This is a genomic window from Arthrobacter sp. B6 (genome assembly GCF_001663775.1).
Lineage (GTDB): Bacteria > Actinomycetota > Actinomycetes > Actinomycetales > Micrococcaceae > Arthrobacter.
This window is the reverse complement of sequence record NZ_KV467168.1, coordinates 377574-391554: the sequence shown is the minus strand read 5'-3', so window position 1 is coordinate 391554 and position 13981 is coordinate 377574. Positions and strand designations below refer to the sequence as shown.

The window sequence follows — 13981 nt, the reverse complement described above, 5'->3', positions numbered from 1 at the left end:
GTCCCGGCCCCTATGGGTGTTGGTTCCATTGACAAACTCTCCCACCATCCATAGTGTTATTGCAACCGATCTCAGCAACCGATCTCATACAAGGGGGTATCGCGGTTGACTCACGTACGCACAATCATTCTGGGTGCTTCGCACTGGCATGTTCCGCTCTGCGCGCAGGCGATTGCCGAAGAGCACGAAGTTATCGGGGTCGGTGACGATGATGTTTCCCTGGTGCAGGTGCAGGAGCTGGCCAAAGTTTGGGGCGCACCGCTTGAAGCCGACTGGCAGAAGCTGGTTGATCTCCCGGACGTCGGGCTGGCCTATGTCTTTGGTCCCCATGACGGTATGGCCGAAAAGTGTATGGCCCTGATCGAGCGCGGTATCCCGTTCGTCGTCGAAAAGCCATTGGGCACTTCCCTCAACGAGCTTTCTGCCGTGCGCCAGGCCGCCGAGGCAGCTGGAGTGCCTGTAACTGTCCCCCTGGTCCAGCGCGGCGGACCCACCGAAAAATGGCTTGCCAAGGCAGGCCCGCCTACTTACCAGCGGACCTCATTTATCGCTGGTCCACCATCCCGGTATCTTGAAAATGGCAATCCCTGGATGCTCGACCCCGTGAGGGCGGGCGGGGGTTGCCTGGCCAACCTTGCACCGCATTTTGTTGATCTGTTCCTCCGGGGCTGCGATGAGTCGGCAGCACATGTGGACTCCCGGCTCTCATCTGTTCTTCACCACCAAGCCGTTGAGGATCATGCAAGCCTCATCATCACGACACCGCAAGGACGTGAAGCCATTGTGGAGGTCGGCTACGCATTCCCTGGCTCTCCGCTTAAGCGCTACTGCAGCTTTACATCGGTCGGTGAGGCAGGATTCGCCTCCGTTGATTCGGACGGCACAGCTACTTTCACGGCACTGGACGGCACCACGGAGGTCGACAAGATCAATGTGGACAGCGACCCTCTCTACGATCCGTTTGTGCGGAGCGTTGCCCGGACGCTGGAAGATGGATTCCGGGGCCTGACTACGCTGGCCCAGCTCGAAAATGTCATGCGCCCCATCTGGCAGGCCTATGACGACCAGCACGGAGGAAAAGAACATGCCTGACTTGAGTATCGACGTCGTTGCAAAAGCTGCCGGTGTCCACCGCTCTACGGTTTCCCGGGCGTTCTCACGCCCTGAGGCTGTGAAGAGTGAAACCCGCGAGCACATCCTCCGGGTCGCCGAGGGACTCGGCTACACGATGAGTCCGCTCGCCCAGGCGCTTCGGACCAAGACCAGCACGTTCATCCCGCTGATCGTCCCGGACATCACCAACCCGTTCTTTGCAGAACTTGCCAAGACGATGACGCAGGCGGCAGACGAGCGCGGCTACCAGCTGCTGCTCTGCGTGACCAATGGCGACCCTGCCAAGACCGACGGATATTTCACCGCCATGCAGGCCATGTATGCCCCCTTCGGTATCGTCGCGCCCTCCACAAAGGTCGATACCGAGGCCCTGAAACGCTTCGACTTCGGCCACAAGGTGGTGGTGATCGACCGGGTGGAAGGGGACGATGCGGTCCCAACCGTCACCGTCGACAGCCGGCGGGGCATCATGCTCGCACTGGAGCACCTGCATGGCCTCGGGCACACTTCGATCGGCTATGTTTCCGGCATCGCCGGAACGCACACCGCCCAGGACAGGATGGACGCGTACCTGGAGCTGTCCGCCGAGAGCGGCAGCACGCCTGTTGTGCTCGACAGCGGGTCGGATCTGGATGCGGGCACGCGCGGCGCCGAACATTTCCTCGAAATGGACAATCCGCCGACCGCCATCATCGCGGCAAATGACATGGTGGCCTTTGCAGTCATGTCGGCGCTCGGCCAACGCGGGGTGCGGGTACCAGAGGACGTATCGGTCATCGGGTTCGACGGTCTCGCTCTCGGCGCCCGGTTCAACCCTCCTCTGACCACGGTTCGGCAGCCCATCGCCGACATGGGACATATCGCCATTGAACTGGCTGAGAAGCAGAACGCGGACGGCTCCGTGGACCATATCGTCCTCGAACCTGAACTCCTGGTCCGCGGCTCCACCTCGGGACCGCGCAAATGACCGCGCAGACTAACGGCGCCCCGGCAGGAACACTGCGGCGGCTACCGGGACTCCAGCACACAGACCACGTCGGCCTAACGGTGCCCAATCTTGAGGACGGGATCCGGTTCTTCGTTGAAGTCCTGGGGGCTGAAGAGCTGTACCGCTCCGAACGAGGACCCGACGAAGACTTCATGCCCACAAACTTTGAAGTCCCGGCCGATGCCAAGCTCACACTGGCGATGCTGCGCCTGCCACCGAACCTGAACATCGAGCTTTTCGAGTGGAGCAGCGCTGAGCGGCGCGAGACGCCGCCGCGGCACTGCGACGCCGGCGGGCACCACCTGTGCTTCGTCGTGGACGACGTGGATGCAGCGATCGCAGTGCTGCAGGAAACACCTGGGGTACGCGTGCTTGGTGAACGCAAGGAAGTCGCTGGCGACAGCCCCCGCGTAGCCGGCAACCGCTGGACCTACTTCGTCGCCCCGTGGGGATTGCTGATGGAAATCGTGGACCGGTCCCGCGTCGCAGCACCGCCCCGGCTGGTCGGTCCTGCGGACTGGACAGCAGCTCCAAACATCTCAGAAAGGACATAACCAATGCGGCTAGCCGGCCACACCCTAGGCACACCGGACCACACGGTTCCCCAAGCACTTGATCTCTTCCAAGCCGCTGGGCTCGACGCCGCCGAGGTCATCTACCAGAATGACTACAAATCAGGATTGCCGTTAGGTGACCGTCGCGCCGCGATGGAGGCATTGAGAGCAGCCGAAAGCGCAGGCGTACCCATCGTGGGTCTGACGCCTTACACCACCGCCATCAACTCACTGGATAATGTCGAATGGCGCACAGCAGTCGATGAATTCCGTGGCGCCATAGAGACCGCACACCTGCTCGGCGCTGACCGGGTCCGCGTCTACGCCGGATCCTGGCATCACGGGGACAACGACCACGCAGCGCATTGGGCAAAACTGCGCGAGGCACTGGAAACTCTCGCGCCCGTTGCAGACCAGGCCGGGGTTCGCCTTTGCGTGGAAAACCACTTCGGTACCATGACCCAGACCGCGGCGGATACCGCTGGCCTGGTCCGGGAAATAGACCACCCTGCCGTCCGCGTTCTGTACGACCAGGCGAACCTGACATTCACGCACGACGAAAAGTATGAACAAGCCCTCGCTGTTCAAGGTGACCTGATCGGTCACGTCCACGTGAAGGACCTTGTCTTCACGGATCCCGACGCGGCCTTCCGCGCCACGGAAACGGCCCGGGTCAACGCTTCTGAGCGCGCTGTCCGGTCCCGCGTCGTCGGAAACGGCGTCGTTCCGTGGCCTCAAATCCTCGCCGGGTTGCTGAAGCATGGCTACGACGACGTGCTGAGCATCGAGCTCGAGTACCGTTGGCACCCGCAAGACCTCCCTGCGCCCGAGGACGGATTCCGGGAATCTGCCGCCGTCCTGCGCTCAATGCTCTCTAATTTGGCTGAAGTGAGGAACGCCTGATGAACACCACCCGTCTCCGAGTCGGAGTTGTCGGCGCAGGCAACATCGCTACCATCGCCCAATTACCCACCCTCGTCCAACGCGATGACGTTGAGCTGGCCGCCTTGGTGTCCCGGCGTGAGGATCCAAGCAGCCTGGTCCGGCGCTGGGGGTTCAACACCGCCTACAAAACGGTGGAGGACATGCTGGATTCACAGGAACTGGATGCAGTCTTCGTGCTGACGCCCCGCTCAGAGCACGCCCACGGCGTCCAACTGTGCCTGAACCGTGACGTCGATGTGTTCTGCGAAAAGCCATTAGCCCCGGAAACCGATGAAGCAGAACGTCTGGCAGATCTCGCCGACGAGCGGGGCCGGATCCTGATGGTTGACTTCAACCGACGCTACGCGCCCGTCTACACTGCCGGGCGGGAAGTCTTCGGCGATAAAGGCGCCACCTTCTGCGTCGCCCAAAAAAACCGCCCGGGATCGGAATACCGTGCAACATTCGAGAACGCTATCCACATGGTCGATCTCCTCCGCTGGTACTGCGGCGGCGAGCCCCTGGATGTGGCCGCCCATGCCGCCGGTGACGACCCGTGGGAAGAAGACGGTGTTGCAGCAACCATCCGCTTCAGCACCGGGAACACCGGAGTGCTGATGGCAGCCCGCACGGCAGGAGCATGGAACGAAAAACTGGACGCCTACGGCGACGGGAAGACCGTCGAAGTCAGGGCACCGGAGACGGTTTCGACCACCGTCAAGGGCGTTACCACATCACGGGAACTCAGCGCCGAGGCCTATGGCTGGGCTACGGCGACAGACACTCTGGGATTTTCGGCCGCCGTTCATCATTTCCTGGACCGGGTTGCTGACAGGGCGCAGCCACTTACTTCAGGCCGGGAAGCTGTCCACACCCAGCGCTTGCTCGACCGGATTCTCGCTGCCTCCGGTTTGCCCACAGAAGAGCAAGCCGGCCGGGAATGGGCCAGCCACGCAGTAAACGGAAGCTAACAACCAACCGAGGTCGCCCTTCTGCACAACACTCGCAACCCTTGAGCACTGCGGAACTGTGGCTTGAACAAACCTGCTGAAAAATTGGAGGTGCAGACATAGCTCTACTTCGCCTCCGTCAGGGCAGACCACAAGCCGGGGAAGCGGGGGGACAACCGCTACGCGGCCGGCTCGCCGCGCTTGCCGGTATCGTGCTGGTCGCGTTCAGCGCCAGAGAAGCGGTTTCGGCGGTGTCCCCCCTCCTTGATCCGATCAGCGGGGATCTTCCCCTCGATGCGGTGACGACAGGGATCCTTGGGATGCTTCCGACCGCGGGTTTCGCAGCGATGGGCTTCCTGGCTATGCCGCTCCTCCGGCGAATCCAACTGGAACACCTGCTACTGGTTTCGATCCTGCTGACGACACTTGGTCAGGTCGGCCGCGCACTGGGGTGGAATACCCCGACATTTTTGGTGTTCACCTGGGTCGCCATGCTCGGGATCGGGCTGGTCAATGTCGTGGTTCCGCCTTTGCTGGTGAAGTACTTTCCCGACAAAATCGGGATCCTCGCAGCGCTCCACGTAACTCTCCTGGGCGTCAGCACCGCTGTGGCCGCCCAATCTGCCATACCCTTGGCAGATCTTTATGGCTGGCGGTTCTCCGTCGGCATTTGGGCGGCCTTCAGCGCGGTCGCCGCGGTGCCTTGGTTGATTGTTCTCGCAGGCAAGCGGACTGTGGCCCGCTCCACGACATCACCAGCCAACGATGGGCGGTCTCGGCCAACGAACGCGATCAAACCCTGGAGATCATCGATTGGCTGGGGTGTAGCACTAGTCTTCGCAGGGTGTTCAAGCAATACTTTTGCGGCGCTCACGTGGCTTCCGGCTGTTCTTATTGACAGAGGAATGAGTCAGGGAACCGCTGGATCCATGCTGGCGCTCTATTCGATCCTCGCCCTGCCTGTCGCCTTGGTTGTGCCTCTGGTAGTAGTGAGAATGCCTCGTCCGCTACCCGTCGCAATCCTGTTTGTCGTAGCATTCGCCATCGGCTACGGGGGCATAATCTTTGCTCCACCAGCCTCTGCAGTGGTCTGGGTGGTTATTGCCGGACTTGGCCAAGGCGTGTACTCCTACGCGTTCACGATGATCAATAAGCGAACACGAACGCAATCCGGTTCAGGGATCCTCTCCGGGTTTGCTCAAGGAGTCGGTTACGCCCTGGCAAGCGTTGGCCCGTTCCTTTTTGGTCTGCTGCATCATCCAGGAGACGGCTGGCAGCCCTCGTTCGTCATGCTCGGAGCCTGGCTCCTGGTGCTTTCGGCAGGAGCCGTGATGGTCAACAAGCCACGCTTTCTCGAGGATGCCTTCCAACTGGCACAGCCAGGCACTAAAGAAACCACTGCAGAGCCGGACTGCAGCAGATCAACAAGCCGAAATATTCCTCGCCGAAAGCGGAGAACGCCGGGCAAGAAAATTCGAACCGAATAGACCCCTGACAGACCCTTCCTGCAACCGACCTTTATTTGCAACCGACCTCGAAGGAGAGATGTGATGATCAGCTGGTTCCTCCCGTGCCCGACCTTTGGCGGTATTACATGATGACCGGGGCGGGAAATGCTCCTCGCGTCGCTGTCGTAGGCGCGGCCGGCTGGGCCGGATCACGGCACGCGCGGGCATTTACCGCGGCAGGTGCTAAGGTCACCGTCCTTGTGGAGAGGGACGAGCGCGGCGTCGCCCTCGCGCAGGAGCTCGGCGCACAGTTGATGCCCACTACCGCAGAACTCCACCCCGAACATTTGGACCTGGTGGTCGTAGCCTTACCCACCACGGTGCAACCGGTCCTATGTGCAGATCTGCTGAACCGGGGATTCCGGGTGCTGACTGAAAAGCCGGTGGCCGCAGATACGGAAGGTGCTGCCGTCCTGGCTGCCGCTTCCGGGGTGAACGAGAGGCTCATGGTCGGGTATACGCTCCACCAGCATCCCGCCGCCGCACAGATCACTCAATGGATCAGGGACAAGAACGTGATCGCCGTTTCCGTCCGTTCGGTCGCCCACAAACAGAACGTCAATTCATGGCGCGCTGACCCGAAGGAGGGCGGCGTCGCTGTCGTGAACGGCATTCACGCCATCGAATTAGTCTCATCATGGTTTGACGGCGACCCGAAAGTACTTGCCACCAGCGCCAGCAGCAGCCTATATGGGTCGCCGGTACCGGAGCACGTCGTGTCCACCCTCGAGTTTCCTGAGGGCGTCGTATTCACCATGCAGAGCTACTGGTCTCCCTGGCAGGAACCTCAAGGTCTCAATCAGGGCGACTGGAGCCTCACCATCGATGTCCTGGCCAGTGAAGGCCGGATGCTCTGGACCAACGACTCCCTTCAGGTGTGGGAGCGTGAGGGCGACCACTACGAAAAGACCTTCGAGCCCTCCGACCTCTTCCTGCGCCAGGCAGAGACGGCGCTGAAGTTCTGCGCCGGTGGAACCCCTCCGGTCACGTTCGCCCAGGCACTCCGCGCCACGCAAATCGCCGATGCGGTCCTGGCAGCATCCGGCGCTGACACCACGATCGCCCCGTAGGGTCACCAAAAACCTGAACACTGCCCACCGTCCATTGCACAACCTTAAGTAAGGAACTAGACATGAAACCAGCAGCCCGCGTTCCGACCGCAGGAGATCCGCGCGGAGTCCAGAGCGGAGAGAACCGATGAGCCTCAAAGACCAGGTGGTTCTCGTAACCGGATCAAGCGGAGGAATAGGCGATGCCGCCGTCAGTGCATTCACAGCTGCCGGCGCCACCGTCATCGGTGCTGATCGTTCCGCTAAAGACGACCAAACCCTGGACGCCTTCTACCCCCTCGACATCACCTCGGAACAACAGTGCGCAACGACTGTGCAGGACATCGCGGCGCGGTATGGCCGCATCGATGTCCTCGTCCATGCAGCTGGAGTGCTTGGTACAACCCCCGACATCATGGAGACAACCACCGAAGAATTCGATTCCATTCTGAGGATCAATGCCTCTGCAACGTTCTCGATGGTACGAGAGACAGCAAAATCAATGCTCGGGTCCGGCACGGCCGGCTCAATCGTGGTCTTATCCTCAGTGGCGGCCAAGGAAGCACGCCTCAACTACCTGCCCTACAATGCGAGCAAACTCGCAGTCCTGCACATCATGTGGTCATTCGCAGAACTGCTGGGACCTCAAGGCATTTCCGTCAACGCCATCGTCCCAGGTCCAGTGAACACACCCATGCGGGCACAGTTTGACAACGATTCGAGCCCGGACGCGGCAGCCAGCCGCGCGAAGAGGGCAGCGCAACTGCCGATGCGCCGGTTTGCCGAACCCGACGAAGTCGCCCGCGCCATCCTTTTCCTGACCGATCCCGACAACCGCTACATCACCGGAGTGTCTCTGGATGTCGCCGGCGGGGCACACCTGGGAATAGGAACCTGAACCCCCTGTACCGTGCCCCGCGATCGTAGAGGCCCGTGCCACACCTATTTGCAGTGCGGCACCACGCATGCCCATATGCCAGGCAAACCAGCACGGCCCCTCAAGGCTGTGTCTGACCAACCCCGACCAAGTTTAGGTCCGCAACGACGAGGAGAAGACCTGATGTCTGTTCTTTTGGTCCAGTTCAAGCCCCTGGGAATGTTTAGGCGGGAGAAATGAAAACTGCAATTCGACATCATCACACTGCCCTGCACGTTACGGACATGGAGCGCAGCGCACGGTTCTACGTGGAAGGGCTTGGCCTTACCCGCGTGAAAGCGTGGACGTCGGGTCCATACGTCGGCGAACTTTACGGCCGTCCCGACGTCAAGGTCAAAGCCCTAATGCTCTCAACGGGTGACGGGACCTTCAACTTGGAGCTGGTCCAGGTTGAGGATCCGCCACCCGCTGTAAATCCATCAGAGGCGCAGCCGGGGACTGCCCATCTTGCCTTTACCGATATTGACCTGCGCCAGGTTTACGCCAGAATGACAGCGCTCGGGTACAGGGCTTTGTCCGAACCGGTTGCCCCCACGTCGGGGCCGGTTTCAGGAGGCCTGCTGATCTACCTGCTCGATCCGGACGGAAATCGCGTGGAGCTGATTCAGCCGCCCGACTGGCGGCCAAACGACAACTCTTGAGCTATCCGCATCCGGAGAAATTGACTTGTGACGCGGGCTGAGGGGCCTGCCAGGGTCTAGAAGATTGCAGATCCGGTGAGCTGCTCTACACAGGCACGCACATGACCGCTCGGAAGCGGTCATGTGGCGTGCTTTCTGGGTTGGGCCCGGCGGGAGAACTCTTGCTTCAGTTATCCCTTAACACCACCGGACGTCATGCCGGCAACAAACCAGCGCTGGAACGCCAGGAAGATTGAGAGGACGGGGATGAAAGCAACGACGATGAATGCGGCGAAGAGTCCCCAGAAGCTACCGAAGCCGGTGGTTATGTATCGCACTATGCCGTTCTGTACGGTCTTCATGTCTTCTGTCGTGGCGAGGACGGTGCCCACAAGGAAGTCGTTCCACACGAATACGAAGATGAAGATGGCTACGGCAGCGATACCGGGACGGATGAGCGGGAGGATGATTCGCCACAATATCTGTATCCGGGAGCAGCCATCGATCGCGGCCGCTTCCTCAATCTCAACGGGGATATTCTCAATAAAGTTGCGCAGGAACAATATGGTCTGTCCACAGATAATGGCCGTGTAGACAACGATCAGCAGCGGGTAGGTGTTGATCAAGGCGGTTCTGACGAACATGGAGTACAGGGCGATGAAGACCACGATCGCGGGAACCATCGAAAGCACCAGTATGCCGGTCATCAGAGTTTCCATGCGCCGGCTTCGGTACCTGGTGGCAACGTATGCCGCAGGAATGGAAATCGCCAACGCGAGAATGATAGAGCCCACAGCGTAGATGAGGGAGTTAATAAAGAACCGGCTGTTCGTTGAGGTCAGCAGGCCAACATAGCCCTCGAATGAGAGCGGGTCCGGGATCCACCGTGGCGGGAACTCGATGGTATCCGAGGCGGTTTTCAGCGAGGTGGAGACGATCCATGCGACAGGCGGCAGAACGACTGCGGCTGAAAGGATGACGTATGCCCAGGCCGGAACCGCCCGAAGGACCGCGCCGGGCCGGCCTTGGCGACGCGAGGTTGTGGTGCTCACAGGCTTTCCTTCCGTCGGAAGCGAATCGCGACAAGGGTGAGGACGATATTTACGGCAAAAAGGAGGATGGCCGTTGCTGATGCCCCGGAAAGATCGAACCTGTCGAACATCTGGTTGTATACCCGCATTGACAGCGTCTCGGTCGATCCGATAGGACCGCCTCGTGTCGTCACCAGGATGATGGTGACCATCTGTACATAGAGCATGAGTAGAACGATCACCACGGAGACGATCGTGTTGCGCAGGTGAGGCAACGTGACGTTGAGAAATGCGTGCCGAATGCCCCCGCCGTCCACTTTGAGGCTTTCGTACAATTCCACTGGAACGGTCTGAAGGGCACCGAGAAAGAGAAGCATGGCCTGCGGGTAGGACCACCACGCCGTCATCAGAGTCACGGCAACGAGCGCGCTGTTTGGGGACGAGAAAACATCAGTAGGACCGAACCCAAGGGCTTGGGTGATAGCTGAGGCCGGCCCGTAATTGGGGTTAAGAAACCAAAGCCAGATTGTTCCTGCTGTGGCCTGGGAAAAAAGCCACGGCAACAGGAAAAGACTGCGGACGGAACGCTTGAACCGATGCAGGTTGTTCAGCACAATCGCAGACAAGAGTCCAGCAGGCAACGCGATGACCAGTGCCCCGAGCGAAAATACAAGCGTTGTCCAGATGCGGGCGGGAAGCTCGGAGTCCGAAAACAGCTCGGCAAAAGAGTTCAGACCCGAGAATTTGCCAATCTGGTAGTACGAAGTCTCGTGAAGCGCTGTCCATGCCGTGTAGATAAGCGGTCCAACAAAGACAAAGAGAAACACGGCAGTGACGGGGACGACGTACACCCAGACCATGCGGTCTTTACGAGCCCGGCGGAAAGCCTGGATTCCTGTGGATGGAGTGGCCGTCTCATATGAAGTGCGGGTCGGGTTGTTTGTTGACATTATCTCTCCCTTCCGGGGAGAGCCTGATTTTCAGGCTCTCCCCGGACGTTGGGCACTATTTCTTGTTGGCCGCATCTTGGGCGGAACGGATAAACTCGCTCCCCGATAGATTGTTGAGGGTTAGTCTTTGCCCGGCCTGGGAGAGTCCGGTGGCCAGCGAGGTCCAGTTATTGGAGTATGTGCGGGGTTCGCTGTTGCTCTTGACGTAGGCGGCGATGTCGTTCACCGTTTTCGCTTCGGGTGTGGAGAAGAACGGCTGCTCATAAGTGGCCGCACGCGTGGGGACCTCACCGCCGGTGGCCATCTTCGCACCGGCTTCAGGGCCGGTCATGTACTCGATAAACTTCCAGGCCGCCTCTGTATTCTTGCTCCCAGAGCCTATTCCCAGAGTCCACCCAATGGTGGTGCCGGTGGTGTCTCCGGTAGATGCCTTTGGCAGAGCGGTCCACTTGATATCCGGGTTTTGGGAAGCGAACGAAACGATTCGTTCGGTGCCCATGACTGACATTGCGACAGTGCCGCTGGCCATGCCGTCCGCTACGGTGCCGTACGTGTCGGAAACAACGTTGCTACCCAGCGCCTTTGCGTCCCGGAGCTTGGCTAGGAAGTTGCCAAACTCCTCGGCCTTCTGGGTGGCGAAATCCGCTTGTCCGTCTTCAGTCCATATGTCCTGATCAACTTGCGTCATGAAGCAGTTGAAGAAAGTGCTGATGATGGCTGAGTTGTCGGTGTCCGAGAACCCGGTTCCAAACCCGGTGAATCCAGCTGCTGCAGCTTTCTGTGCAACGTCAACGACTTCCTCGTAAGTGGTTGGAACGGTCGCACCGATCTGAGACAGGATTTTTTCGTTGTAGTACAGGGCGCAGGTGCGGTACTCATAGGGCACCGCGACCTGCTTGCCGTCAGGACCCGCAAAAGTGTCGGTAGGACGGAGCCAGTCGGTGACCTCCGACGCAGCATCAGGCAGCGGCGAGTAAACGCCGGCAGAGGCCATCTGGGGGACGAGAGGGGTGAACATCTTAAACACGTCCGGCGCCTGCCCAGCCGCTGCTGACTGCGGCAGCCTGTTCAACATATCGCCCAGCGAAACCACCGAGAGATTGATCTTGATGTCGGGATTTGCCGCCTCGAAATTGGCGACGTTTTCCTTCAGTGCCTTCGATCGCGGATTGTCTTGGCTGGGATCGAGGAAGTCCCAATAGCTGAGCGTCACCGGCCCCCCGGGTTCCGAAGTTGAGGGGGAGCAGCCGCTAAGGGCAAGGCTGACTGAGACGGCTGTGACGAGTGCCAGGCCCCATCGCTTTTTGATCATGAGTTTCTCCTGTGGACTGGGTTGCTGATGCGGGAGCATGCCGTACTCAAAACGACGCCTGCTAACTGTGGGGCCACCGAAGGTCCGGGGATGAGCCAGTTGATCATCGAGTCTCTCCTTTGAGATCGGTTGCATTCGCTGGAACAGTGAGATCGGTTGCTGAGATCGGTTGCAATAAACATAGGGCTACAGGAAGGCTCTGTCAAGGATTCTTTTTGTTCGGATCTTTGGGGTCCGGATTTCTGGACGGTCATCGAATATTTCGTTTGTGCTCTGCCGCGATAGGGCTCTGTATCAGCTTCTTGATTCGTTCATCTATGGAAGATTTGCCTTGGTAGCCGCCAAAAGGGCGAGTCGCGCCATGGTGGGCGCGGGCTGCGGGCAATCTGCGATCTGCCTAGCACAGGAAGATGCCAGGCGACGGACTGGGACGAGTCATCCCATCCACCTCTACTCGTCCCACTCAAAGGTCAATATTGGACCTTTCGTCAGTCTGCCTCGGCGGGGCAAACGCGTGCTCACTGACCACGCGACCGGTTCTGGTGGCGACTTTGATCCGTCATGGCTGGAGTCAATTCCGGTTATCCACTGCCGGAAAGTAGGAGCCGTCGGTGTGCTCCCTGGCAGCAGTAGCGGTGGATAACCCACGAGAATTGTCCCCGGCTGTGGGCGGGCGGACCCGACTTCTCGTTGAAAGTAGATCAGTTCCGGTTGTTCCGCGGACCACGGCAAGGAGCCGTGTGTCAGCTTGGAGTTGCCGCTGTGAAAGGCTGCAGTTATGGACACCTCATCTCGGGAACATGACCTCGTTCTCTACGGAGCGACGGGTTTCGTCGGCCGACTGATCGCCGTCTACGTCGCGGAGCATGCACCGGCCGGTATGCGAGTCGGACTCGCGGGCCGGTCGAGGTCCAGACTCGAGGCGGTTAGGTCGCAGTTGCCGGTCGCGGCGCACGGATGGGCCCTCATCGAAGCCGACTCGGAGGACGCGGACTCGGTCGCCGCCCTGGCCGCGGGAACACGCGTGCTCTTCACAACCGTCGGTCCATACGCGAAACACGGACTACCTGTCGTCGACGCGTGCGCACGGGCTGGTACCCACTACGCGGACCTCGCTGGTGAGGTGGCCTTCATCCGGGAGGCGATCGATCGCTACGACGCTCTGGCCAAGACGAGCGGGGCCAGGATCGTGCACTCCTGCGGCTACGACTCCGTGCCGTCCGACCTCGCCGTACTGCTGCTTCATCAGGCAGCAGAAGCCGATGACGCTGGCGGTCTGGGCGAGGTCCAACTCGTTGCTACGGCCAAGGGCGGCATCAGCGGAGGCACGCTCGAATCGATGCGCGGGCAGCTCGACGCGATGCGATCGAGCACCGCCCTGAGGTCATTAGCCGCGGACCCCTACGCTCTGAGCCCCGACCGGACTAGGGAGCCGACGACTCAACAGCCTCCTGACACCGGTCCTGTGCGCCGTACCGATGACGGCACCTGGACCGCGCCTTTCATCATGGCCCCGGTCAACACTCGGATAGTGCGCCGCAGCAACGCATTGCAGGGCTGGGCCTATGGCCGCTCCCTTCAGTACGGCGAGGTGATGGGGGTGGCCCCCGGACCGGCAGGAGCGGTCATCGCCAGGGCAATCGCCCTTGGGATCCGAGCATTCACGGGCGCGATGGCATTCCCGCCCACCCGGCGGATGCTCGACCGCTGCCTTCCGGCACCAGGTACTGGTCCGAGCACCAGCACGCAGCGCGCGGGCTGGTTCCACTCCCAGGTAACCGCCCGCACCGAGCACGGGCACCGATACCAGGCGATAGCTGCCGGCCCCGGTGATCCCGGCTATGCCGCCACCGCCGTGATGGCAGGCGAGACTGCACTCGCTTTAGCCCTCGACGGTGACCGGCTGCCGACCGTTAAAGGGTCGCTGACACCGGCCACCGCACTCGGCAACGTGCTCATACAGCGACTCCGCACGGCCGGCCACACCTACCAAGTAACCAAACAGGGGAGCGTGCCTTACTCCACCTAGGGGGACCGGCCCCGGG

Annotated in this window: 13 protein-coding genes; 10 read left to right on the top strand and 3 right to left on the bottom strand. The window is 60.6% G+C overall.

Annotation, left to right across the window (positions count from 1 at the left end; genetic code table 11):
- Positions 1-105 precede the first annotated feature (105 nt).
- From AU175_RS01650 to AU175_RS01610, 9 genes are all read left to right on the top strand, one after another.
- On the top strand, positions 106-1092 hold the full coding sequence (locus tag AU175_RS01650) for a Gfo/Idh/MocA family protein (RefSeq protein WP_066285319.1): 987 nt from the start codon (positions 106-108) through the stop codon (positions 1090-1092).
- Positions 1085-2080 (top strand): LacI family DNA-binding transcriptional regulator, encoded by a 996-nt coding sequence (locus AU175_RS01645; RefSeq protein ID WP_066285318.1) that lies wholly within the window; start codon positions 1085-1087, stop codon positions 2078-2080. The genes AU175_RS01650 and AU175_RS01645 overlap by 8 nt, the downstream gene beginning before the upstream one ends.
- Complete coding sequence (locus tag AU175_RS01640) at positions 2077-2655, top strand: VOC family protein (RefSeq protein WP_066285317.1); 579 nt, start codon at positions 2077-2079, stop codon at positions 2653-2655. The genes AU175_RS01645 and AU175_RS01640 overlap by 4 nt, the downstream gene beginning before the upstream one ends.
- A 3-nt stretch (positions 2656-2658) precedes the next feature.
- A complete protein-coding gene (locus AU175_RS01635) occupies positions 2659-3558 on the top strand; it encodes a sugar phosphate isomerase/epimerase family protein (protein WP_066285316.1) in 900 nt (299 codons plus the stop codon).
- Positions 3558-4550, top strand: coding sequence for a Gfo/Idh/MocA family protein (locus AU175_RS01630; RefSeq protein ID WP_066285315.1), 993 nt, complete (start codon positions 3558-3560; stop codon positions 4548-4550). Before AU175_RS01635 ends, AU175_RS01630 begins: the two co-directional genes overlap by 1 nt.
- 191 nt (positions 4551-4741) lie before the next feature.
- The gene (locus tag AU175_RS01625; RefSeq protein ID WP_231938422.1) at positions 4742-6016 is read left to right on the top strand and encodes an MFS transporter; all 1275 of its coding nucleotides are present in this window, start codon (positions 4742-4744) and stop codon (positions 6014-6016) included.
- 83 nt (positions 6017-6099) lie between these two features.
- Entirely contained in the window at positions 6100-7107 is a 1008-nt protein-coding gene (locus AU175_RS01620) for a Gfo/Idh/MocA family protein (RefSeq protein WP_231938421.1), read from the top strand.
- Positions 7108-7234: 127 nt separating this feature from the next.
- A complete protein-coding gene (locus tag AU175_RS01615) occupies positions 7235-7984 on the top strand; it encodes an SDR family NAD(P)-dependent oxidoreductase (protein ID WP_066285314.1) in 750 nt (249 codons plus the stop codon).
- 215 nt (positions 7985-8199) lie between these two features.
- A complete protein-coding gene (locus AU175_RS01610) occupies positions 8200-8664 on the top strand; it encodes a VOC family protein (protein WP_066285313.1) in 465 nt (154 codons plus the stop codon).
- A gap of 170 nt (positions 8665-8834) precedes the next feature.
- On the opposite strand, the gene AU175_RS01605 is transcribed toward AU175_RS01610, so the two are convergent.
- Genes AU175_RS01605 through AU175_RS01595 form a run of 3 tightly spaced genes read right to left on the bottom strand, consistent with a single transcriptional unit; the run spans position 8835 to position 11936 of the window.
- The gene (locus tag AU175_RS01605) at positions 8835-9695 is read right to left on the bottom strand and encodes a carbohydrate ABC transporter permease (protein WP_066285312.1); all 861 of its coding nucleotides are present in this window, start codon (positions 9693-9695) and stop codon (positions 8835-8837) included.
- A complete protein-coding gene (locus tag AU175_RS01600) occupies positions 9692-10624 on the bottom strand; it encodes a carbohydrate ABC transporter permease (protein ID WP_231938420.1) in 933 nt (310 codons plus the stop codon). Before AU175_RS01600 ends, AU175_RS01605 begins: the two co-directional genes overlap by 4 nt.
- A gap of 55 nt (positions 10625-10679) precedes the next feature.
- Positions 10680-11936: an ABC transporter substrate-binding protein gene (locus tag AU175_RS01595; RefSeq protein WP_082978950.1), complete on the bottom strand. Its 1257-nt coding sequence runs from the start codon at positions 11934-11936 to the stop codon at positions 10680-10682.
- 778 nt (positions 11937-12714) lie between these two features.
- Here AU175_RS01595 and AU175_RS01590 point away from each other — a divergent pair.
- Complete coding sequence (locus AU175_RS01590; RefSeq protein ID WP_066285309.1) at positions 12715-13965, top strand: saccharopine dehydrogenase family protein; 1251 nt, start codon at positions 12715-12717, stop codon at positions 13963-13965.
- Positions 13966-13981 lie beyond the last annotated feature (16 nt).

Bases quoted from the DNA above. Each gene is read 5' to 3' on its own strand.
- AU175_RS01595 (WP_082978950.1), bottom strand. From the start codon at position 11,936: ATGATCAAAAAGCGATGGGGCCTGGCACTCGTCACAGCCGTCTCAGTC.
- AU175_RS01630 (WP_066285315.1), top strand. From the start codon at position 3,558: ATGAACACCACCCGTCTCCGAGTCGGAGTTGTCGGCGCAGGCAACATC.
- AU175_RS01600 (WP_231938420.1), bottom strand. From the start codon at position 10,624: ATGTCAACAAACAACCCGACCCGCACTTCATATGAGACGGCCACTCCA.
- AU175_RS01615 (WP_066285314.1), top strand. From the start codon at position 7,235: ATGAGCCTCAAAGACCAGGTGGTTCTCGTAACCGGATCAAGCGGAGGA.
- AU175_RS01640 (WP_066285317.1), top strand. From the start codon at position 2,077: ATGACCGCGCAGACTAACGGCGCCCCGGCAGGAACACTGCGGCGGCTA.
- AU175_RS01645 (WP_066285318.1), top strand. From the start codon at position 1,085: ATGCCTGACTTGAGTATCGACGTCGTTGCAAAAGCTGCCGGTGTCCAC.
- AU175_RS01610 (WP_066285313.1), top strand. From the start codon at position 8,200: ATGAAAACTGCAATTCGACATCATCACACTGCCCTGCACGTTACGGAC.
- AU175_RS01635 (WP_066285316.1), top strand. From the start codon at position 2,659: ATGCGGCTAGCCGGCCACACCCTAGGCACACCGGACCACACGGTTCCC.
- AU175_RS01590 (WP_066285309.1), top strand. From the start codon at position 12,715: ATGGACACCTCATCTCGGGAACATGACCTCGTTCTCTACGGAGCGACG.